The 20,023-nt window shown below is 50.3% G+C and carries 20 protein-coding genes and 3 pseudogenes; 11 read left to right on the top strand and 12 right to left on the bottom strand.

Translation table 11 applies throughout. The annotated features are described in order from the left end of the window. Positions 1-286: 286 nt before the first annotated feature. Positions 287-430 carry a hypothetical protein gene (locus tag ACX9GT_RS24785; RefSeq protein WP_473189164.1) on the bottom strand — a complete coding sequence of 48 codons (144 nt, stop codon included), beginning with the start codon at positions 428-430 and terminating at the stop codon, positions 287-289. 516 nt (positions 431-946) lie between these two features. On the opposite strand from ACX9GT_RS24785, the gene ACX9GT_RS24780 reads away from it, so the two are divergent. Together ACX9GT_RS24780 and ACX9GT_RS24775 are read left to right on the top strand one after the other, a co-directional pair. Continuing rightward, positions 947-1,837, top strand: a complete 891-nt coding sequence (locus ACX9GT_RS24780; protein WP_473189163.1) for a toxin glutamine deamidase domain-containing protein — start codon at positions 947-949, stop codon at positions 1,835-1,837. Continuing rightward, entirely contained in the window at positions 1,837-2,115 is a 279-nt protein-coding gene (locus ACX9GT_RS24775) for a YrhB domain-containing protein (RefSeq protein ID WP_473189162.1), read from the top strand. The genes ACX9GT_RS24780 and ACX9GT_RS24775 overlap by 1 nt, the downstream gene beginning before the upstream one ends. A gap of 34 nt (positions 2,116-2,149) precedes the next feature. On the opposite strand, the gene ACX9GT_RS24770 is transcribed toward ACX9GT_RS24775, so the two are convergent. Further along, a complete protein-coding gene (locus ACX9GT_RS24770; RefSeq protein ID WP_473189161.1) occupies positions 2,150-2,290 on the bottom strand; it encodes a hypothetical protein in 141 nt (46 codons plus the stop codon). 102 nt (positions 2,291-2,392) lie between these two features. Between ACX9GT_RS24770 and tnpA the strand changes: the two genes are divergently transcribed. The 4 genes from tnpA to ACX9GT_RS24750 all read left to right on the top strand — a co-directional run bounded on the left by tnpA (position 2,393) and on the right by ACX9GT_RS24750 (position 3,748). After that, the gene (gene tnpA, locus ACX9GT_RS24765; RefSeq protein ID WP_473189160.1) at positions 2,393-2,716 is read left to right on the top strand and encodes an IS66 family insertion sequence element accessory protein TnpA; all 324 of its coding nucleotides are present in this window, start codon (positions 2,393-2,395) and stop codon (positions 2,714-2,716) included. Continuing rightward, a complete protein-coding gene (tnpB, locus tag ACX9GT_RS24760) occupies positions 2,703-3,095 on the top strand; it encodes an IS66 family insertion sequence element accessory protein TnpB (RefSeq protein WP_473189159.1) in 393 nt (130 codons plus the stop codon). The genes tnpA and tnpB overlap by 14 nt, the downstream gene beginning before the upstream one ends. 66 nt (positions 3,096-3,161) lie before the next feature. After that, positions 3,162-3,446 carry a damage-inducible protein J gene (locus tag ACX9GT_RS24755; RefSeq protein ID WP_473189158.1) on the top strand — a complete coding sequence of 95 codons (285 nt, stop codon included), beginning with the start codon at positions 3,162-3,164 and terminating at the stop codon, positions 3,444-3,446. Beyond that, on the top strand, positions 3,443-3,748 hold the full coding sequence (locus tag ACX9GT_RS24750; protein ID WP_473189157.1) for a type II toxin-antitoxin system RelE/ParE family toxin: 306 nt from the start codon (positions 3,443-3,445) through the stop codon (positions 3,746-3,748). The genes ACX9GT_RS24755 and ACX9GT_RS24750 overlap by 4 nt, the downstream gene beginning before the upstream one ends. A 715-nt stretch (positions 3,749-4,463) precedes the next feature. Here the strand turns inward: ACX9GT_RS24750 and ACX9GT_RS24745 are convergent. Then, a protein-coding gene (locus tag ACX9GT_RS24745; protein ID WP_473189156.1) for an IS3 family transposase occupies positions 4,464-5,551 on the bottom strand; the annotation gives its coding sequence in 2 pieces (ribosomal slippage) (positions 4,464-5,299 and positions 5,299-5,551; 1,089 coding nt in all). Between the two features lie 112 nt (positions 5,552-5,663). Between ACX9GT_RS24745 and ACX9GT_RS24740 the strand changes: the two genes are divergently transcribed. After that, positions 5,664-6,305, top strand: a complete 642-nt coding sequence (locus ACX9GT_RS24740) for a hypothetical protein (RefSeq protein ID WP_473189155.1) — start codon at positions 5,664-5,666, stop codon at positions 6,303-6,305. 4 nt (positions 6,306-6,309) lie between these two features. Next, positions 6,310-6,615: a hypothetical protein gene (locus tag ACX9GT_RS24735; RefSeq protein WP_473189154.1), complete on the top strand. Its 306-nt coding sequence runs from the start codon at positions 6,310-6,312 to the stop codon at positions 6,613-6,615. Positions 6,616-6,651: 36 nt separating this feature from the next. On the opposite strand, the gene ACX9GT_RS24730 is transcribed toward ACX9GT_RS24735, so the two are convergent. Together ACX9GT_RS24730 and ACX9GT_RS24725 are read right to left on the bottom strand one after the other, a co-directional pair. Beyond that, positions 6,652-6,996: a hypothetical protein gene (locus ACX9GT_RS24730; RefSeq protein WP_473189153.1), complete on the bottom strand. Its 345-nt coding sequence runs from the start codon at positions 6,994-6,996 to the stop codon at positions 6,652-6,654. Further along, the gene (locus ACX9GT_RS24725) at positions 6,993-7,211 is read right to left on the bottom strand and encodes a SymE family type I addiction module toxin (RefSeq protein WP_473189152.1); all 219 of its coding nucleotides are present in this window, start codon (positions 7,209-7,211) and stop codon (positions 6,993-6,995) included. Before ACX9GT_RS24725 ends, ACX9GT_RS24730 begins: the two co-directional genes overlap by 4 nt. Positions 7,212-7,310: 99 nt before the next feature. Here ACX9GT_RS24725 and ACX9GT_RS24720 point away from each other — a divergent pair. After that, positions 7,311-8,072 (top strand): annotated as a pseudogene (locus ACX9GT_RS24720) (virulence RhuM family protein); the annotation flags it as partial. Positions 8,073-8,105: 33 nt separating this feature from the next. Here the strand turns inward: ACX9GT_RS24720 and ACX9GT_RS24715 are convergent. Both ACX9GT_RS24715 and ACX9GT_RS24710 read right to left on the bottom strand, forming a co-directional pair. Then, positions 8,106-11,192: an efflux RND transporter permease subunit gene (locus ACX9GT_RS24715; protein WP_473189151.1), complete on the bottom strand. Its 3,087-nt coding sequence runs from the start codon at positions 11,190-11,192 to the stop codon at positions 8,106-8,108. Then, positions 11,189-12,325, bottom strand: coding sequence for an efflux RND transporter periplasmic adaptor subunit (locus ACX9GT_RS24710; protein ID WP_473189150.1), 1,137 nt, complete (start codon positions 12,323-12,325; stop codon positions 11,189-11,191). Before ACX9GT_RS24710 ends, ACX9GT_RS24715 begins: the two co-directional genes overlap by 4 nt. A 300-nt stretch (positions 12,326-12,625) precedes the next feature. Here ACX9GT_RS24710 and ACX9GT_RS24705 point away from each other — a divergent pair. Then, positions 12,626-12,739 (top strand): annotated as a pseudogene (locus ACX9GT_RS24705) (hypothetical protein); the annotation flags it as partial. Between the two features lie 128 nt (positions 12,740-12,867). Here ACX9GT_RS24705 and ACX9GT_RS24700 read toward each other — a convergent pair. After that, on the bottom strand, positions 12,868-13,236 hold the full coding sequence (locus tag ACX9GT_RS24700; RefSeq protein ID WP_473189149.1) for a CcdB family protein: 369 nt from the start codon (positions 13,234-13,236) through the stop codon (positions 12,868-12,870). Positions 13,237-13,265: 29 nt separating this feature from the next. Further along, positions 13,266-14,151: pseudogene (gene cuyA, locus ACX9GT_RS24695) on the bottom strand (D-cysteate sulfo-lyase); the annotation flags it as partial. A gap of 346 nt (positions 14,152-14,497) precedes the next feature. Between cuyA and ACX9GT_RS24690 the strand changes: the two are divergent. Next, positions 14,498-14,980 carry an AEC family transporter gene (locus tag ACX9GT_RS24690; RefSeq protein WP_473189148.1) on the top strand — a complete coding sequence of 161 codons (483 nt, stop codon included), beginning with the start codon at positions 14,498-14,500 and terminating at the stop codon, positions 14,978-14,980. A 352-nt stretch (positions 14,981-15,332) separates the two neighbouring features. On the opposite strand, the gene ACX9GT_RS24685 is transcribed toward ACX9GT_RS24690, so the two are convergent. From ACX9GT_RS24685 to ACX9GT_RS24675, 3 genes are all read right to left on the bottom strand, one after another. Beyond that, positions 15,333-16,196 carry a winged helix-turn-helix domain-containing protein gene (locus tag ACX9GT_RS24685; protein WP_473189147.1) on the bottom strand — a complete coding sequence of 288 codons (864 nt, stop codon included), beginning with the start codon at positions 16,194-16,196 and terminating at the stop codon, positions 15,333-15,335. A gap of 389 nt (positions 16,197-16,585) precedes the next feature. Then, on the bottom strand, positions 16,586-17,194 hold the full coding sequence (locus ACX9GT_RS24680; protein ID WP_473189146.1) for a helix-turn-helix domain-containing protein: 609 nt from the start codon (positions 17,192-17,194) through the stop codon (positions 16,586-16,588). A 167-nt stretch (positions 17,195-17,361) separates the two neighbouring features. Then, positions 17,362-19,950 (bottom strand): fimbria/pilus outer membrane usher protein, encoded by a 2,589-nt coding sequence (locus ACX9GT_RS24675; protein WP_473189145.1) that lies wholly within the window; start codon positions 19,948-19,950, stop codon positions 17,362-17,364. Between the last annotated feature and the right edge of the window lie 73 nt (positions 19,951-20,023).

Here is a 20,023-nt window from a genome sequence, read left to right as displayed (position 1 = left end):
TAGCTCGCTCTCTGTGAGTGCGTTGGCGAGTGCTCAGGCAGCAGGCGCGCCGTTCGCTTCTGTACGTTCCTAAGCCGCAGCGCGGCGCACCTCCTGCCCTGGTCAGCCTCGACGTGTGCGGGGGTCAATACCCGCCCGGCCAGCGTTAAACCGTGGTGCTCTCTGTTGGTTGGGTTGCTGGCCGTTCGGTCATTAAACATAACGCGGGAGATTATGCGCACCCGTCCCGACGGGCAGTAAACCCTATCTAAAGCCCAGCCAGCGGGCCGTATACGCATAATCTGCGTTATGTCGTGCGCCCCCGCAGCGGGCAGGTTCTGCGTCGGTTGCGGGTTGGGCAATCTTCCTTGGCATCATTAACGGCCAGTGCGGTGTGGCGCGCCGCTCGCAGGCTCCCGCCGCTGTTGGCGACAGTGTTCTTCTTCAACATCAAGGTCAACGGCAAAAGGGTTGTCGGCCTGGCGGCCTCCGCTTGAAGGGCTTAATGCCCGCCCGGCTGCGTCTGGCTGCGGCGGCTCGCAGTCGTTCCTCCTTGCTCGTTCCCGCCTCGCCAGCTTCCGCGCCCGCCCCGGTTCTGTGTGGTCATGCAAAGTCAAAACCCGGCTTGGGCAGGTGTGCAACAGAGCGCCGTTCCGGCCCTTGCGGAGGCTCGCCGCCCCGCACCTGGCAGGCGGTTCGGCGACGCACAGCAAAAAGCCGCTGTGCGCCGCCTCCCGCCGCGGAGAAAACCGGAAAAGCGGTAATGGCAGCGGCTGACGCCGCTGCTATGATGTGTGTGCGGTTGCTCTTTAACAGTGCTGGGGAAAGTGTGATACCGGGCGTAAAAGTCGCGTCGGGGCAAAAAGTTGCGAGTGTGAAAATGCACTGGCGAAATGGGCTTGTAACTGACTGACGGCACAGGGAAAAAGTGGTTGCGGCGGTCAACTTCACGACGGAGCACGTTGTTGTGGAGAATAACGCGCTGAGTGCGACTGATGAGAAAAAACGGCAGGATGCGAAGTGGTCGTTGCCATACCTGGACGGTGAGAAGAAGGCGCAGGCAGAGAAGCTCATTAATGACCTGAATGCGAAGGACAAGGCATTCGATGCAGCGTTAGACTCAGCCTGTAAAGGACTGTCTTCAGCAGCCTGCCAAGGTATGCGCCAGGAACTGGCTGTAATGGCGAAGAGTTACGACGAACAGCTCGATGGTCAATACATCGGTACTATGCGTAACGTCTATAGAGATGGTGCGGAGCAGGTTGATGGCTTGATGTGGCAGTATGCTGGCGCTGATGCGAAAGCGGCGCGTGACGCGAATATCCAGCGCATGGCCAGTAACTGGGGCGTGAGCCAGGAAGCTGCTGCAACGTTATATGATGGTATGGCGTTTGTTCACACCACAGCAGCGATTGGTGGTGCGGTGTATGGGATGAAGGGTACAGGAGCAAGTGGGGAGACTGCTGGCTCTATTAAAAATGTTAACCCAGGATACCCAGAACCAGGCAGAACACATAACTGTGTGAACTGTTCTGTTGCCACCGATGCTACTTTAGCTGGAAATCCTGCATCGGCGTTGCCTGTAAATCATAACAACGGTATTCCTTTGACCGTTTTGGAAAGCCAATACGGTACGAAATTTAAGTATGTTTCTTCGTCCGAAAGTATTACACAGCAAATGACAGGTGCAGGTTCTGGTTCCAGGGGAATCGTTTTTGGTTCATATGGGCCAGGTCAACCTGGACATGTGTTTAATGTTGTAAACCAAAACGGAACAGTCCGATTCCTTGATGGGCAAACGGGTAAGCCTGCTGATCTCAGCCAGTTTAAATCATTCCAATTATTGAGGACGAATTGATGGTTAATTTTGAAGAGGCTGTAGAAAAGGCGACAGAATATCTAAAAGATACAGATATTCCGGTTGTTATTACCCTTCAAGGACGTTTTTCTGAAGGATGGTTTTTTTGTTTTCAATCCCGAGAATATCTTGAAACGGGAGAGTTTTCTGCGCAACTTGCGGGTAATTCGCCATTTATAGTTGATAAGGATACAGGTGAAATACATGAACTTGGAACGGCGTATCCTATTGAAAAATATTTACAAGATTACGAAGAAAAGAAAAATAATCTAAGTTAGAAGAATCCCGGCCAGTTGGCCGGGATTTTTGCATTTAAGCCCTAAAAATCTCCACTTCCCGCTGCTGTAACCGGAGCATACCGTGCGCAATGATGAGTTCCAGTTGTTCCGCATCGGTAATGCCGGACTCGGTGAGCCAGTCGCCGCCGATAATCAGCTCGCCGTTATCCCGCACCCAATCCGCGCCCAGATCCGGGGTAATGGTGCGGGGAACTCACATTCCAATTGATTTTCGCCTAGGTAACATGCCGTTATATTCATCAAGCGGAGAAATAAAATGCCTAAGCGTTACACCCCTGAGTTCAAAAAACACCACGTCGACACTTGGCGCGCCAGCACTCTAACCCGACGCCAATACGCCGAATCCCAAGGTATCAACGAAGGGACCTTTAAGCACTGGCCCTCTCAGATAAACGCAAAACCCAAACATCACACCGCTGTCGAATGCCCAGAAGTTCTCCCAATCCAGATTGCCCGGCCTTCTGCATCTCATGTATCGCTCGACCCTGTTATGGTCTACCTGCCCGGTGGCTGCCGAGTCGCCTGCCAACCCGCTCAGCTTGGCGATGTCTTCCGGGCGCTTAAATATGCTAAAGCCTGAGCACCTGTTCCTGGCGGTCAAACCCGTTGATATGCGCCGCGGCATCGACACCCTGACGCAATACGTTCAGGAGACACTTAACGCATCGTGGCACGAGGGCGCAGCCTTCGTCTTTGCCAACAAATCGAGAACACGCCTCAAGGTCCTGCGTTGGGACAGGCACGGTGTCTGGCTCTGCGCTCGTCGTCTTCATAAAGGTCACTTCATCTGGCCCCGAGCGAATGACATGGCCTGGTCGTTGACGCCAGACCAGTTTGAGTGGCTTATCACCGGTATCGACTGGCAAAAAGTGCAAGGTCATGACCTTTCCCGGTGGGTTTATCCGTGCGTTGCAGGCGGTACATGCGTCGACCCATCCGGCGGAGCAGCGGGAGGTTGAAAGTGACAATCCGGAAAATAGCTTGCATAATGACAACACAAGTGACACCACGTAGGCGAGTTAATAATGAGCACAATCCACTTCAGAATAGATGAAGAGACCAAGCGTCTAGCGATGCAGGCAGCAGAAAGACAGAGAATGAGTCTGACAGAAATGATGCGCCAGCGGGCAGAGGAACTGGCTGCGGATGAGCGTCGGTATCAAAACAGTGAACATGAAAGCTGGCTGGAGCAGCAGATAATGGATGCGTTCAGTCGCTATGATGATGGTGAAGGTGATTTTATCAGCAACGATGAAATGAATAGCCACATGAATGAGCTAAAAATGCAGGCAGCGCGGGGCAAACTGTGACATCAGTCGTTCAGTGGGAAAAACAGGCCCAGGCAGACCGAAAAGCAATCTTCCATTATCTGTACAGAGAAGCGGGTCTGCCGATAGCCAGTGCTACAGACGACAAGTTCGTCAGTATGGCAGACATCCTTCAGGATAATCCGTTGGCGGGAGTGAAAGCGGGGAATACGGAGAAACAGCGCAAACTGGTCGTTCCACGCTTCCCGTTCATTATCGTATATGTAGTTGAAGATAGTGTTGTTCGTGTTCTGCGAGTGCTGCACACCTCCCGTAAAATAGCTGGATATTACAGCAAAAGTTAGCGCGTTCTCTGTGAGTGCGCTGGCGAGTGCTCAGGCAGCAGGCGCGCCGTTCGCTTCTGTTCGTTCCTAAGCCGCGGCGCGGCGCACCTCCTGCCCTGTTCGGCTTCCGTGTGTGCGGGGGTCAATGCCCGTCCGGCCAGCGTTAAACCGTGGTGCTCTCTGTTGGTTGGGTTGCTGGCCGTTCGGGCATTAAACATAACGCGGGAGATTATGCGCACCCGTCCCGGCGGGCAGTAAACCCTATCTAAAGCCCAGCAAGCGGGCCGTATACGCATAATCTGCGTTATGTCGTGCGCCCCCGCAGCGGGCAGGTTCGGCGTCGCACAGCCAAAGGCCGCTGTGCGTCGCCTCCCGCCGCGATAAAAACCGGAAAAGCGGTAATGGCAGCGGCTGACGCCGCTGCTATGATGTGGGTGCGGTAGCTCTTTAACAGGTTGGGGAAAATGGCGTCACGGGCGTAAAAGTCGCGTCGGGGCCAAAAGTTGGCGGTGTGAAAATGTACTGGTGAAATGGGGTTGTAACTGGCTGATGGCACAGGGAGAAATGGTGTTCGCTGGCTAACTTCACGACGGAGCACGTTGTTGTGGAGAATAACGCGCTGAGTGACATCGGCGAGAACAAAGCCGCTGGCGTGACGCAGGAGCAGAAATACCAAAAAGCCCAGGATGAACTCAAAGGGTAATCCCCCCATATTTAACGGAGGTAATAAGTAGAGTCAGGCCATGCGTTGTCTATGCTGCATCGGTGTGTAGCCATTCAACGCCATATTGGGCCGTTCGTGATTATAAAACCATTGCCACTGCGTGGCATAGTTCTGCAATTCATCCAGCGATGAAAACAGGTGCTGTCCCAACCAATCATAGCGCACCGTTCGGTTGTAACGTTCGATATAGGCATTTTGCTGCGGATTACCAGGCTGGATGAAGTTAATCTGGATCCCTTGCTTACAAGCCCATGATAGTAATGTCTTACTGGTATATTCCGGCCCATTATCACACCGTATTGCTGCTGGCTTACCTTTCCATTCAATGAGATGTTCCAACGTTCTCACGACCCGATTTGCGGGCAGGGAAAAATCCACCTCAATGGCCAGTGCCTCACGATTAAAATCGTCAATTATATTCAGTAAACGCACTGAACGACCATCTGATAACTGATCGTGCATAAAGTCCATTGACCAGCATTCATTGCTGTTTGCAGGCACGGTCAGTGGTTCGGGTTTATCCCGTTTCAGGCGTTTTTTGGGCTTGATCCGCATGTTCAATGACAGCTCGCAGTAAATTCGATATACCCGTTTGTGGTTGAAACGAAAGCCTTTTACGTTACGCAGATATAAAAAACACAGGCCAAACCCCCAGTTACGTTGGCTATCCGTAATACGGAGCAGCCAGTCGGCAATGGCGTCATTTTCTTCACTCAATTTAGCCTGATAGCGGTAGCAACTTTCGCTGACAGCAAATAGCTGGCAAGCAAAGCGAATGCTGATGTTTCGGCTCCTGACAGCGTTCTGAGCCATCTGCTTTCGACACGATGGCTTCACCACTTTTTTGCCATGGCTTCCTGAATAATTTCGGCTTTAAGTCGCTCTTCGGCATACATCTTTTTGAGGCGGCGGTTTTCGTCTTCCAGCTCTTTCAGACGGGCCATCATGGAGACATCCATGCCGCCAAAGCGTGAACGCCATTTGTAGAAACTGGCATTGCTCATGCCATGTTCGCGACACAATTCAGCCACTGGCGTTCCAGCCTCGGCTTGCTTAAGGATGGCCATGATTTGGCTATCGGTAAAACGCGATTTTTTCATAGAAATCTCCTCCGTTCAGATTACGAGAAAATTCTACTTATGAACACACCGCTTTTTCGGGGGGATTACCAAAGCACTCGTAGAAGACTACAAGCAGAAAAACTGTGCCGGGATGAGTGCAGAGGCGTGTTCAGCGAAGATGCAGGCCAATAGCGACGAGCTGCTAAAAGGGGTTACCGGCTTTGGGTTAGACTTCGTGCCTGTTATTAGTGATATCAAGAGCTTTGCAGAAGCGCAGAGTGCGCTGGATTACCTGGTTGCGGCGATAGGGATTATCCCTGGTGCGGGTGATGCAGCGGGTAAACTTATCAAGGCGGCAGAAGCGGCGCTGAAGAAGGGGGATGTTGCCGAAGCGTCTAGTCTGATCAACAAGGCCAGTGATGAGATCTCAGCACAGCCAATCTGGAAAGGCTCTATTGTTCAGTCAAGAGTTAACCTCAAAGTTGGGGACGGGTCTACAGGTTCAGGTTTGGAATATGCTTGGAAGAAACATGGCGGTGAGTGGGGATCTAATAAATCACACTTTACTGTCACCCAGGATGAACTGAAGACAATCTTGCAATCAGATACAGTTGTGAAGACACCAGTCCAATACTCCCCATCTACTGGTAATTATATCCGTACCGTGGACATGGGTAAAAATATCGGTGTTGATGCAATGAATAGTAGTACTCCAACATCCATAATGACGGTCATAACTGATAAGCAAGGTAATCTGGTTAATACGTTCCCAGGTAAGACAGTAGTGAGGTAACTATATGTTTATAGTGTATTTATGGGATAAAAAAGTAGGTGAAAGCATCACCTCATTAAATGATTTTTCAGGCAATGAAAAATTTTTAATTAAAAATGATCACCAAAAATATCCCCTGTTATCAGAGCTATCTAACTGTGACATGGAACTCTTTAGTGATGAGCAGCTTATTGATCTTCGTAAAGAGATTGAGGAGTTAATGGTGGATAAATTATCTGAAAGAGATGTTCATGATTACTTATCATCAATTATTACATTAATTGATCAAGCTGAAAGAGACTGTCAAAGCATATTATTTTCACCCTTTTAAACAGGAATCCCGGCCAGTTGGCCGGGATTTTTGCTTTTACGCTTTGAAAACGTCCACTTCTCGCCGTTGCAACCGGAGCACACCGGGCGCAATGATGAGTTCCAGTTGTTCCGCATCGGTAATGCCGGACTCGGTGAGCCAGTCGCCGTCGATAATTAGTTCGCCGTTATCTCTCACCCAATCCGCGCCCAAATCCGGACGGTCTTGGCTGGCTTCGCACAGTGCTTCCCAGGTGGCTTCGTCGGTGACGGTGGTGATCCACAGGGTGCGATGCTGGCGCGTCAGTTGCAGCGGGGTGCCAGCGGTAAATCCGAGCCTGGCCAACGTAGCGCCTTCAATCATCAGCTCCGGGATCGGTTCAGGGGTAAAGGTGACGTTCATACGTTCCCCTCCGTGGCGGGCGCGGTGCGGATAATCAGTTGGCCGTGTTCGGCGGTAATGCTTACCGGTTGGCCCTGGGTAAAGCCCAACGCTTCCAGCCAGCGGCCCTTGATGGTCAGTTGCGGCAGCGGGTTCGGCCTGCCTCCGTTGGTGCGGTATCCCAGGCAATGATCTGCGAACTTTACGGCAAAGCTAAAGCGACTATCAGCGAACATATCAAGAATATCTTTGAAGACGGTGAGCTGGTCGAAAATTCAGTTGTTCGGTTTTACCGAACAACTGCCAGTGACGGGAAAAACTATCAGGTTCAATATGTTAGTCTGCCGATGATACTTGCTGTTGGCTACCGTGTTCGTTCCGTCCGAGGCATCCAATTCTGCCAGTGGGCAACCCAAACGCTCCAGGAATACCTGATCAAAGGTTTTGTGATGGACGATGAGCGGCTGAAAAATCCGCCCGTGGGTTCATCAGATGTACCTGACTACTTTGACGAGATGCTGGAACGTATCCGCGATATTCGTGCCAGCGAGCGGCGGGTTTATTTGCGGGTTCGGGAGATCTTTGCGTTAGCCGCCGACTATCAACCATCACTCAAAGAAACAACGCTGTTTTTTCAAACTATCCAGAACAAGCTGCATTTTGCCTGTACCGGTCATACTGCTGCCGAATTGATCCACCAGCGTGCCGATGCCAGCTAGCCCCATATGGGCTTGAGTAGCTATAAAGGCGAAGAAGTGCGTAAAAGCGATGTGACGGTGGCGAAAAATTACCTTAATCAAGATGAAGTCAGCGAACTCAGCTGCGTGATCAACATGTGGCTGGATTTTGCCGAAGATCAGGCCCAGCGTCGCCAGCAGGTGTTCCTGCGTGACTGGCAGGAAAAGCTGGATCAGTTCCTGCAATTTAACGATAGCGAGGTTCGGCAAGGTGCTGGTACGGTCAGTAAGAAAATGGCAGATGAAAAAGCGCAGGCTGAATATATCCAATTTGCTGAGCAGCAACGGCGCTTAAAAGAAGCTGAAGGCGAAAAGGATATCACCGGTTTAGTGCAGTGGAAAACCGACACCATGATCTGAGCGGGCCATTCAATGGCCCGCTCAGATCCGTGACTAAGACTGATTTTTAATGAATTTGCGGTAACACCACTGGCTAAAGTCATCAACGTATAAAAATATCGCCGGGATCACCAGCAGGCTCAGCACGGTCGAGGTCAACAAGCCGCCAATCACGGCAATGGCCATCGGTGAGCGGAAGCTGGGGTCGGCACTGCCCAGCCCTATCGCAATTGGCAACATACCTGCCCCCATGGCAACGGTGGTCATGATGATCGGGCGCGCACGTTTATGGCAGGCATCCATCAGTGCCTCTTGGCGCGGTTTGGCAGCCACAACCGGCCGCCCGTCGCTGCCATCATTGCCACGCCGCGCCACAATAGCGTACTCCACCAGCAGAATAGAGTTCTTTGTGGCAATCCCCATCAACATAATCAACCCAATCAGCGAAGGCATTGATAAGCTTTGCCCAGCGACCAACAGGCCGACGAAGGCCCCCCCTAAAGAGAAAGGCAGTGCGGCAAGGATGGTCACCGGGTGTAGAAAATGTTTGAACAGCAGCACTAACACGATGTAAATACAGAGGATACCAATCAGCATGGCTAACCCAAAGCTGGCAAAGAGTTCACCCATGGTTTCAGCATCGCCGACTTCTACCACACTCACCCCGGCAGGCAAATTCTGTATTGAGGGAAGTTTTTTAACCTCATTTACCACTGTGCCTAATGGAACATTGGAAAGTTCGATCTCCAGATTGATATTGCGTGAGCGATCGTAGCGGTTGATCACCGCAGGCCCGCTTGCGATCGCGATATCTGCAACCTGGCTGAGCATCACCGGGCCTTTAGTACCGGGGATAATAAGGCGTTTTAATGTTTCGATATCTTGCCGTGCTGCATCATCCAGTTTCACCACGATGTCCAGTTGCCTTTGGGGCAAATTCAGCTTTGGCAACGACATGTCATAGTCCCCCAACGTAGCGACCCGCAGCGTTTCTCCGATAGCGGCACTGCTGACCCCCAGATCGGCTGCGCGAGCAAAATCAGGACGAATGACCACTTCCGGCCGGACGAGGCTGGCGGTAGACGCGATATTTCCCAACCCTGGGATAGTGCGCAAATCGCGCAGCACCGCCTGTTGGGCTGACGTCAGACTGCGCGGATCTTCGCCACTCAGCACCAGAATATATTTCTCTCCAGATGCACCTAGGCCCACTTTGGTACGCACCCCGGGCAGTTGTACCAATAGATCACGGATGCGTGCTTCAATATGTTGTTTACGCTCCCTCTCATTGCGCGCAATGAGTTGGATGGTCAAGGTCGCATTACGTGGCTCCACCAGGGCGGAGGAGAAGGGATCGCTTCCCGCACTTCCGGCGCCAATAGTGGTATAGACGCTGCGTATTTCAGGTATCTGACCGAGCAACTGACGAGCCTGTTCAGCCATCGCTTCAGTCTGGGTTAACGTCGATCCTGGCGGCAGCTCAACAGACACTTGAGTTTGCGAGTTATCATCCGGCGGCATAAATCCAGAGGGTAGCAGGGGGATCAACATCAGCGATGCAATAAAGAATAGCCCGACAGAAAGCAGCGTTTTGACCTTATGATGAGTACACCAGTTGACGATGCGTAAATAGCGGGTGAGCCAGGCCGGATCGCGATCGCTTGCCACCAGGGGTTTGAGCATATAAGCGGCCATCATTGGCGTAAGAATGCGCGCAACGACCAGCGAAGCAAAAACGGCGATCGACGCCGTCCAACCGAACTCTTTGAAAAATTTGCCCGCAATACCGCTCATAAACGCCGTAGGAAGGAAAACGGCGATCAGTGTAAACGTGGTGGCAATTACCGCTAAGCCAATCTCATCAGCGGCTTCTATCGCAGCTTCATAGGGGGTTTTACCACTGCGCAAGTGGCGCACGATGTTTTCGATCTCGACAATCGCGTCATCAACCAGAACCCCGATCACCAACGACAGGGCCAGCAGAGTGATCACATTGATAGAAAACCCCAGCAAGGCCATGCCAAAAAAAGCCGGGATCACCGACATGGGCAGCGCCACTGCCGAAATAAAAGTAGCCCGCCATTCGCGCAGGAAAAACCAGACGACCAACACCGCCAACAGCGCGCCTTCATACAGCAGATTGAGTGATGAGTTGTACTCCGCTTTGACTGGGCTGACGAAGTCAAATGCTTGGGTGAAAATCAGATGCGGGTATTCTGCCTTAATTTTTTCCAACGCTTTTTCCACGGCGTCGCCAACCTCTACCTCGCTCTCCCCGCGGCTACGCACGATCTCAAATCCAACGACTGGCTTACCGTCAACAAAGGCAGAAGCGCGGACTTCAGCCACGGTGTCGGTGACAGTAGCGAGTTGATCGAGGCTAACGTAGCGCCCATCGATAAGCGGGATCTGTAGTGCAGCGATCTCCTTGGCGGAGTGTTGCCCCCCTAGGGTGCGGATAGTCTGTTCGCTGTTGCCGAGATCGGCTCGTCCACTGGGGGCATCCTGCTGCACTAAACGCAGTTGTTGCGAGATCTGTGCCGCGCTCAGCCCCAGACTTTGTATCTTTAACGGATCGAGCACGACCTGGACCTGACGATTGACGCCCCCGACTCGTTTGACGGCCCCGACGCCGCGGATCGCCTGCAAGTTGCGCACCAGTTTGTTATCCACAAACCATGACAGTGCTTCTTCATCCAAATGCTCTGAGCGCACCGCATACACCAGCACAGGCGTTCCGGCCAGATTGACGCGTTGTACAACAGGATCACGGACATCGCTGGGTAGATCAGAGCGCACACCCTGTACTGCCGAACGAGTATCATCCACGGCTTCCTGGACAGGTTTCTCCAGCTGAAATTCCAGCGTCATAACCACGCTGCCTTCGGAGATCTTGGTATAGATGTGTTTTAGCCCCTGAAGGGAAGCAACGGAGTCCTCCAGTTTGCGCGCCACGTCGTTTTCCAACTGTTCCGGCGAAGCGCCCGGCAAGGCGGCGCTAACGGTGACCATCGGTAACTCGATATCTGGAAACTGTTGGACCTTCATACTACGGAAACTGATGATCCCAGCGACGGTGAGCAGCACAAACAACATTGCCGCGGGGATGGGATTACGTATAGACCAGGTAGAGAGATTCATTGTGCGGCTTCCCCTGTGGGGAGGGGGTTAACGCGCACTCTTTCGCCGTGATTGAGGAAACTGGCACCGCGGGTAACGATGCGCATATCAGGCCGCAGGCCGGTGAGGATCTCAAACCGTCCTTCATATAACTGACCAATGTCGACTTTAATTTCGCTGACGTTGCCCGCTTCATCTACAGCAAAAAGGTAGTGAAATCCTTCGCGTGAGACGAGAGCGGATTGTGAAACGGTGAGCGCCGATATTTCACCGACGTGGAACGCCCCTTGGGCAAACATGCCCGCTTTTACCCCGAGCTGTTGTTGCTGCGTTGGGGTGATATCGACATAGACGATGGCGTTGCGTGTTTGCAGATCGAGTGCAGGGGCCAGGGCGCGGATGCGGCCAGTGAGCTCGGTTCCTGCTGTGGTGCGCAAGACGGCACTCATACCCGGTTTGAGGTAGGGTAATTCTGCCGCAGTCAGTTCTGCGCGCCATTCCAGGCGCTCTTGACGGATCAGCCGGAATAACTCGTTGCCACGGTTGGCGACGTGACCAACCGTTGCGCTGCGCGATGAGATAATACCGTCGTCGGGGGCCAGTACGCGCGTTTTTTCCAGGCGCAACCGCTGGTATTGAACTTGCGCTTTCGCTTGTTGGACGCGAGCTCGTGCTGTTTTATCGGCGGCGAGATATTGGTCGATCTGCAATTCGCTGAGTGCGCCGGTATTTTTCAGTTGGCGTGCGCGTTGTGCATTAGTGCTGGCTTCGTCTTTATTTGCCTGAGCTTCTGCTAAAGCAGCCTCTGCTTGGGCAAGGTCAGTGGTGACTGTTTCGGTATCAAAACGCGCAAGAAGTTGGTCTTTACGCACGCGGTCGCCCACATTGACGTAAATTTCTGCCAGGCGTAACCCATCAGCCTCGCTACTGACGCTCGCCTCCTGCCAGGCGGCAATATTACCATTGGCGTTGATTTGGCGTGGTAAATTCTGTTGTTGGGGTATTTCGATATTAACGGTGAGAGCAGCCTGTTTCTCTGGGGGAGTATCATTATGGGCTGGTTTGTTTGCACTTATTGTAAAGATAAAATAAATGCTGATACCGATTATGAGGACAGCAGCGCCGAGAAAAATTCTATTTTTGTACCACGTCATCTTAATTCTCAACCCAGTGGTGGTGATTAAAAAAGTCCATTTAATTCATCAGCATACTATGCCAAGTTATCCGAAGAATCAATCGTTACGGCAATCAGGAAATATCTCAAAATCACACTTAGGTAGACTTAACGAGTTCCCACTGCAAGAACAACATCCCATAGGCTATCTGATAGGGCAAGATCGTACTCCAAGTGAATTTAATCATGCTTAGGTATTCAGAAACTATCCTATAACGAAAGAGTAAAACACCTGCATCATGTAGCCTGACATACTAAGTGTATACAGCATCTAAGTCGGATTAAAGCGCAGGCGGAATATGCCCAGTTTGCCGAGCAGCAGCGCCGCTTAAAAAAAGCTGAAGGAGAAAAGGATATTGCCGGTTTGCTACAGTGGAAAACGCATTTGGGCTGAGAAAATGTTAAGTCAGATATGATCTGACAGAGATCTGTATAAATAATCGGTAACTGTCAGTTCAGGTCTGAGCTAATACCGTTATCTGTTTTCATCACTAAAATCTTTGTCAGCAGCTCACAGCGTTTTTAGATATCGTCGAGGAGGAAATCTATCGCGGCCTTTACTTGGGTACGGTATTGCGACGCATCGCAGAGCTCAGCTCCGAGAGCTCGAACAGGTATACTTACCAACTCGTGAGTCATTACAGCGTATTCCTTGCCGTCCGTTAGCTTGATAAGGGGAATCATTCGAACCGGACGACGGCTACCCGGATAATTTTCAATAGGCAGCAGTGGGATGACAACTCGGCGGTTTAACTGCCCAATAATGTCACTAGTGACGTCCAGTAGCAGGGGGTAAACGACGTTTTTTCCAGCATTACGGTATACGGTGTATTGTACACGTAAGTATACACGCACTATAACTCCGAAAGTCGGTTCAGGCACATTTTCCATGCTCTCCCAAACGCCTCGGTGAACGCCACAATCAACCCCGCCATGCCTTTGCCTGAATAGACGGGATCGAGCAGAATGCCTTCCAACTGGGCAGACAGGCGCAGTGCTTCCAGCATGCCATCGGTCGGCAAGCCATAGCCATCACCGACATAATCACTGTTGGCCACCACGGCTTCACGCGGGAATTCCCCTTTCAGCCCCAGCAGTTCCCAGGTGCGCTGCGCCATTCTGCTCCTGTTTGTCTTTCGGTGCTCTGACGCTGATGCCCAGCACCGGAATACCGCTGTTGCTGGCGGTAAGCCCGGTCACCAGGCCCGCCTGAGTGCCGGTGCTGCCCGTTGCATGGACGATGTGATCGATCCGCAACTGCTGCTGGCTCGATTGATAGAGTAACTCCTCTGCGCAGGCCACATAACCCAGGGCACCGATCGGATTAGAGCCGCCGCCGGGGATGATATAAGGCCGTTTCCCCTGTGCCCGTAGCGTCTCCGCCAGATGCTCCATGGCCTGCTGCATATCCGTGCCCGCAGGCGGATGGCCCGCAATGGTTCCCCCCAACAGGTTATCCAGCAGGATATTGCCCGAGTGCTGATAGTCATCGCCAAAATCACTGACGCGTCTCTCCAGCAGAACCTGTGCTTGCAGGCCCAGCTTGGCGGCGGCGGCAATGGTCTGGCGCACATGGTTAGACTGCGTTGCCCCTTGGGTAATGATAACGTCGGCCTTTTGTTGCAGGGCGTCCGCCAGCAGGAATTCCAGTTTGCGCGTTTTATTCCCTCCGGTGGCTAACCCGGTACAGTCGTCGCGCTTGATATAAATAGTCGGGCCACCCAGGTAGCGCGACAGATTGGGTAATGCTTCCAACGGAGTAGGGAAATGGCCGAGTGAAAGGCGTGGAAAGCGAGCGAGATGCATAATAATCCCTTAATAGGTGAACTAAATATTGAGATGGCGGCGGGCTTCGTATTAATCATTTATTATTGTTTGCTGTGGAAATAAACATCAACTTTCTCAGGCTATATTCTTTGCCATTTTTCATCTAATCACTATTGAGAATAACCTATAGCGAAACGTCACAAACAATGGATTAACAGTATGCTGAATTTCACATATAGATAGCACAATAATTGCTAACGGCGGATGAGCGTTTATTCTCGGTCAACTGCCAATATAGGTTATTCAATTCGGTTATTTGTGGGGTTCACCTTTGATGGGTAACATTCTTCCGTTTTTATGGATGTTATCTCAAGGAGAAATAATAATGATAACCACGCTGTTATCACTGATTCCGGTGATGTTTCTCATTGTGATGGGTTTTGTGCTGCGCAATAGGAACCTGATTGATAGCGGTTTCTGGTTGCCTTGTGAAAAGCTGAATTATTTTTATCTGTTTCCTGCGCTGATGTTTGTGCAGGTTGGCAAGGCCGATCTTAGCCAGTTTCCAATAAAACCTATCGCCTGGTCGATTCTTGGCGCGGTGTTGATTGGGGCCATTTCACTTTGGTTATGTCGTATTTGGCTGAAACAATCGGGGCCCGTATTCTCCTCCGTGATTCAGGGTGCGTTGCGCCCGAATACCTATACCCGGCTCACTATAGGCTTCAGCACGCCCAGTTGCTGCAACTGTTCTGCATACACAAAGGTGCGATCGCCCCATTTAGATCCTGGTACAGACATAAACAGGTATTCCATCCGATTCCAGTACCATCATTTTTCTTCCTTCCCTGAAGGTATCAATCGGTAAACTCCATTTCTTTTCTCTTCTGCTCATCGGTTCCAGCAGCTTTTTCATCGTGTCGGTGAGCGTTGCTGGCGTGAACACCATGAAAGACTTGCCCTGATCCTGGGTGATGACAAAGGGGATTGGCTGTTCTATGTATAATGCTTCCTTACCTGTTTCACTGAGTTGCCCTAAAAAATTGAATTGTCCCGAGTTCCCCATCACCGAGTATGTGGTCAAGGCATCGTAGGTTATGTCACCGTTGTGAAGGTAAACCTTATTCCAGCAGGTGAAGTGGCTGTTTTGATAGTTATAGAGAGCGTTCGCCAGCAAGGGTAAAAAAATAACAGTGAAGAATGCTAGCCATAACAGTAGATTACGATATTTTGGGGTCATTGTTATATTCGAAAAAGTAATGTGTTAAACACGAAGAGATACCCGACGAGTTTTTGTTACAGATGTGGACTGACATTCGGGTATTCGCTGTATTGGCGGTGATGTAAGCCACCTGACCGGGTTCACACGAGATTTTTTTTTCCTTTATAAAGGAAAGATACTCTCCGTTGCTGTTCGGTATTTTTGTTGTTTTTGCAAATACCAGACACTGATTAGCCTCTCCAATCTGATGGTATGCAGAGAAGTAGTTCAACGTGCGCGTAACATTGTGGTACAGCTGCTGGCAAGTAACCCAGAAAAATGTGAGAGAAGCGCTGACTATAATGAGATGTATTATCGTGTGTGATTGTTTTATTTTACTGAACAGTAACGCTGCTACTCCTTTGCTAAATGGCTTTTCATCGCTTTCTAAAGGTTGAGCCTCCTCTGATTTTTCTTCTGCCCTCTCGGTGGCTGTAGGCGGTTTAGATTCTGTTTCTTCAGCGACCAAGTCAGCCTCTATTTCTTCTTCAATAAATGTTACTGTGCCAGAAAATTTTATCCCTTCTTTTGGCACGGTCTGGATGATATTGCCATGCAATCCAGCAGATCTCAGGCCGCGCCGCAGCAAAGAGATATTTTGATAGAACGCATTAGTCGTGACGTATTGCTTCTGGTTTTCCCATACTTGTTTAAAGAATTCTTGTTGGCTAATAACCGTATTGGGCTTTTGCAAGAGCAACAGTAAGCATCTGCTGGCTGGCAGGTTGAGCGTGCTTTCTGAGCCTGTTCCACCTGCCGGAACTAATCGATGTTCATCAGGATAGAAAAAAATAGACTTATTAATAATGAATTTTTTGTTCATTTTCAGTTACGTGGTTGGATTTAGGATTTTTCGCACGACTAATTAATATTGTAGCTTGAAAGTATGAACTTACCACATGCGGGAGTAGCATTTTGATAAAAGATTTTTGTATTGCGCAGATTTTTAGAACAACTTAACGAAATATTCCAATGGTTCCTATCGCATTATTATATTTGGCGGGCGGGGAAGCGGAAGATAAGAGCGATGATCGAGTGCAAAGTCTACGTTATCTACCCTATGGTGTATTCACTGTGCTCTGCGATTGAGAGTCGCGTTGAGGTATAAGCTATGCGCAGCAATCAAAGCTATCCTATTCATCAGTGCAATATGTCAACAAATTATGTTGACTATCAGAGTATGTTTTCAACTTTGCAATCGATAGTATCAGGTTATAAACGAAGCATGTTCTGAGCCTTAAAAAATATTGATATATCTTCTATAAATGAAGGGCTGTTTATAGGTTTCCGCGTTCTGATAATATCAGTAATCTTGCGTGCGCCTAGTTTATGCAGTGCATTCCTTTTGTGCGTATAGACCGTTTTTATTGAAATATCCAAGAAATCACTGATAAAGGCAGTGCTATGGCCGTTCATAATATGCAATAGTATATTTTTTTCACTGTTTGTCAGTTTTATATTATTGTGGGGGTAATATTTTTCCCCTAGTAAAACATTGGAAATGGCGTTGCTGATGTCTTCTATCTCTGATTTTTCATTGATAACGTGACCAAAGTTAAAGCTTGAATAGAATTTAATGAGGTGCTTGGGGGAAATGATAATGACTCCACCTATATGATTCATAAATGAAAATAGGGAGTAGGGCAAATAATCATATTGTGATGTATGAAAAATAAATGCACTGGCCTCATGTTTCATCCTGCTGTCAATGGATGAGGCATTTTTGTGAGAAATCAACTTAAGGGTGCAAAATTCTTTTTTTAAAATCGCCTGCAATCCGATGAAAAAATAATTGTCATCAGTGATCAAATAAACAACCATAAAATCTCCTTGATATTATACAAGTATTCCTTGTGATTTATTGCCTGTGTTAAATCTTGTGTTAATTAATAATGAATGAAGCGATGTTCTCCAGAAATAAGATGTCACATGCTGACCTGATTCAGGCTGGCGACCTCTTTGGTTCGCCAGCCTGTACGGCTTATCTTTTACGGCTGACAGACCGAATCGAAGCGCTGCATCAGCTGTTGCTGGCTGCCTTTCGCCTGTGGCAGCAAGCGATAGCGTACGCTGCATTGCATGCCGCTGCCTTCGCCCCATATGATGCGCAACTGTCCTTGTTCTTCCGCCACGCGTGCATACAGTTGGCCCCCTTGCCCTACTGAGCCGACACTATTGCCTTTTTCGTCCACAACATTGGCCCCAAACGGCACCGGTTCTCCCTGATAGGTTGTCATGATCAGGATCGGGGTGCCTCGCTTGCTATCATATTTCACCTTCACCACCGCACCGGAATACGGTGCTACTTTCTGGCTGGTGTTATTCAGTTCGATGTCTGTCGGCATGCCATTCGGATCGATACTGACTTCGTTCATCTGATACGCATTGAGGTAAGGCACGACCGCATAGCCGCGCGAGTCGATTCTCACACCTGGATAAGACGATACGTTGGCACCTTGTGCGCCTTTGGCCTCCACCAGAGCGAAGGTATCTGAGGTATATGGCGTGAATGTCACCCCACCAGAGTGCCCAATCACCGTTCCATAAAGCCCGGCAGAAACGCTCTGATAACCCTTGCCAGTGCTGTAAGTTCCACTCAGCGCCGTGAACGGGCTGCGGTAGTTGGTACTCAATGAGCCGCTGGAACCCACGCCCTGATTGGCATTCATCGCGGTGACGCCATAGCTGAACTGATTTTCCATCCCGGCGGTACCGGACACGGTGGCCTGCTGGCCATTACGGCCGCTGCTATCATGTGACAAATCCATGCGCAACTGAGGCGTGTGGATCTGGTCATTACGGCCCAACGGCAGGCTGAAACTCAGCAGATAGTTCGTCTGGGTCGCTCCCAGGCTGGAATAACTGCGGTTGACGCTGATGCCATACGACAAACTGTTATAATTGTTGTTGTAGCCCACCTGGTACTGCTTCTCGGTACCCTCTTTGTTCCAGTAGTTTTGTATCGAGCCGCTGACATACAGCTGCCCCCAACCCTCGGCCAGCCCTTGGCCAGCGGTAACGGTGAATCGATTCTTGGCTCGCCATACTGAATCAGGTGAAAAACCTTTCGCTACCGCATCACGGGTCTGCATCGCGGTCATAAAGTCCATATAACCATGGGTAGAGAAGCGGTACGCCGCCAATGACAGGTTACTGTTGGTTTCATTGATCATCTTGCTATAGCTCAGCTGATAGCTTTGCCCGCTGAGGCTATTGTTCGGTTGATGCTGGCTATCATCCGCCACTGGGCCTCTCCCCAGATACGTACGAGCCTGGGTCACGTCGAAAGCCATTGCCCCAACCGGCAGACCGACCGCTGCGCCCAGTTGCAGCGCATAATAATCTTGGCTGACTTGCAGGCCACCGTAGCCGGTGATGGCGTTGGTCAGCCCACGTTGGTAAGTTGCCTGATACAGTGCGGGTTTATCGCGGATATTATCGCTGCGTAATTCACCTGCGGTAATGGCATAGCGTGATGATCCTGGGCGCAGCAGTTGCGCGACCGACGCATAAGGGACCCGGAATGTCTGTTCGGTGCCGTCAGACTCACGCACGGTAACGTCTAAGTCCCCACCGTATCCGGTCGGGTACAGATCGTTGATCAGGAACTCCCCTGGTGTCACGGTGGTTTCATACAGCACCTGGCCGTTCTGCCGTACGGTGACGCGGGCGTTGGTGCGGGCAATGCCTCGGATATCCGGCGCATAGCCACGCAGGGATTCCGGTAACATCCGCTCATCGCTGGCCAGTTGAATACCGGAGAACGGCAAGGTATCAAAAATCTGCCCAGGCGTGTTGGATTGTCCTACTAGCATCCGGCCCATCAGCTGCGGAATATCGCGTTGCAGATAAGTATTGATATTGCTGTACTGTTTCTGCCCGCTATCCGTCCAGTTATAGGAACCATTATGCCGTAAATACCAGCCATTCACGTTCAGCCCGGCATTCACACCGGCGAACATCGAACTGAAAGTATTACCCTGAGATTCGCTGGTGTAGCCATTGACGTTATAGCCGAGCAATAACGCCGGGACGCCGCGATCCCATAATTCAGGGCTGACGGTACCGCGAGCGGCGTTAAGCATATAAACCTGGGGAATAACGATATCCAGCCGCTGTTCATTACTGTCGTAGTTAACCTGTGCCTGTGGCAGCTTGCGTTGCAGATCGACGCATAATTCACCGTCGCCTTGCTGGTTTAGAAAATTTGCAGGCAGTTTCTCGTAATTGAACGTAATATTTTTAATGATCTCGCTGGTCAGGCACGGATAGACCGATTTATCTTCCCGCGCTTTAAACTCAATATCGGTATTACTCACGAGTTGGTTGTTAACATACAAAGCAGTTTTATATACTCCAGGCAGCGCCGAAGAGCCGTTCGCGAAGCGACTAAGGTCGACCGATTTTCTATCATCAACATTCAGGAAAGAAGCATCAAACTCCAGATTCTTTGCTAGCTCTTTTGGCGGGTTAACCACAACATCAGCACTGGCGTTGCCCACGAAAAAAGTTGATAAGATGGCGATGGCCAGAGGGGAAAGCCTGCTCTGGATGCCACATTGCCAATATTTTGACATATAAAATTCCTTCAAGAATTTATTCCCTGAATAATGACTAAAGTGCTGAATAAATATATTTATGTATGTGGCG

The sequence above is a fragment of the Serratia sp. YWN4 genome, assembly GCF_055790845.1.
This window is presented reverse-complemented; position numbering and strand designations above follow the sequence as displayed.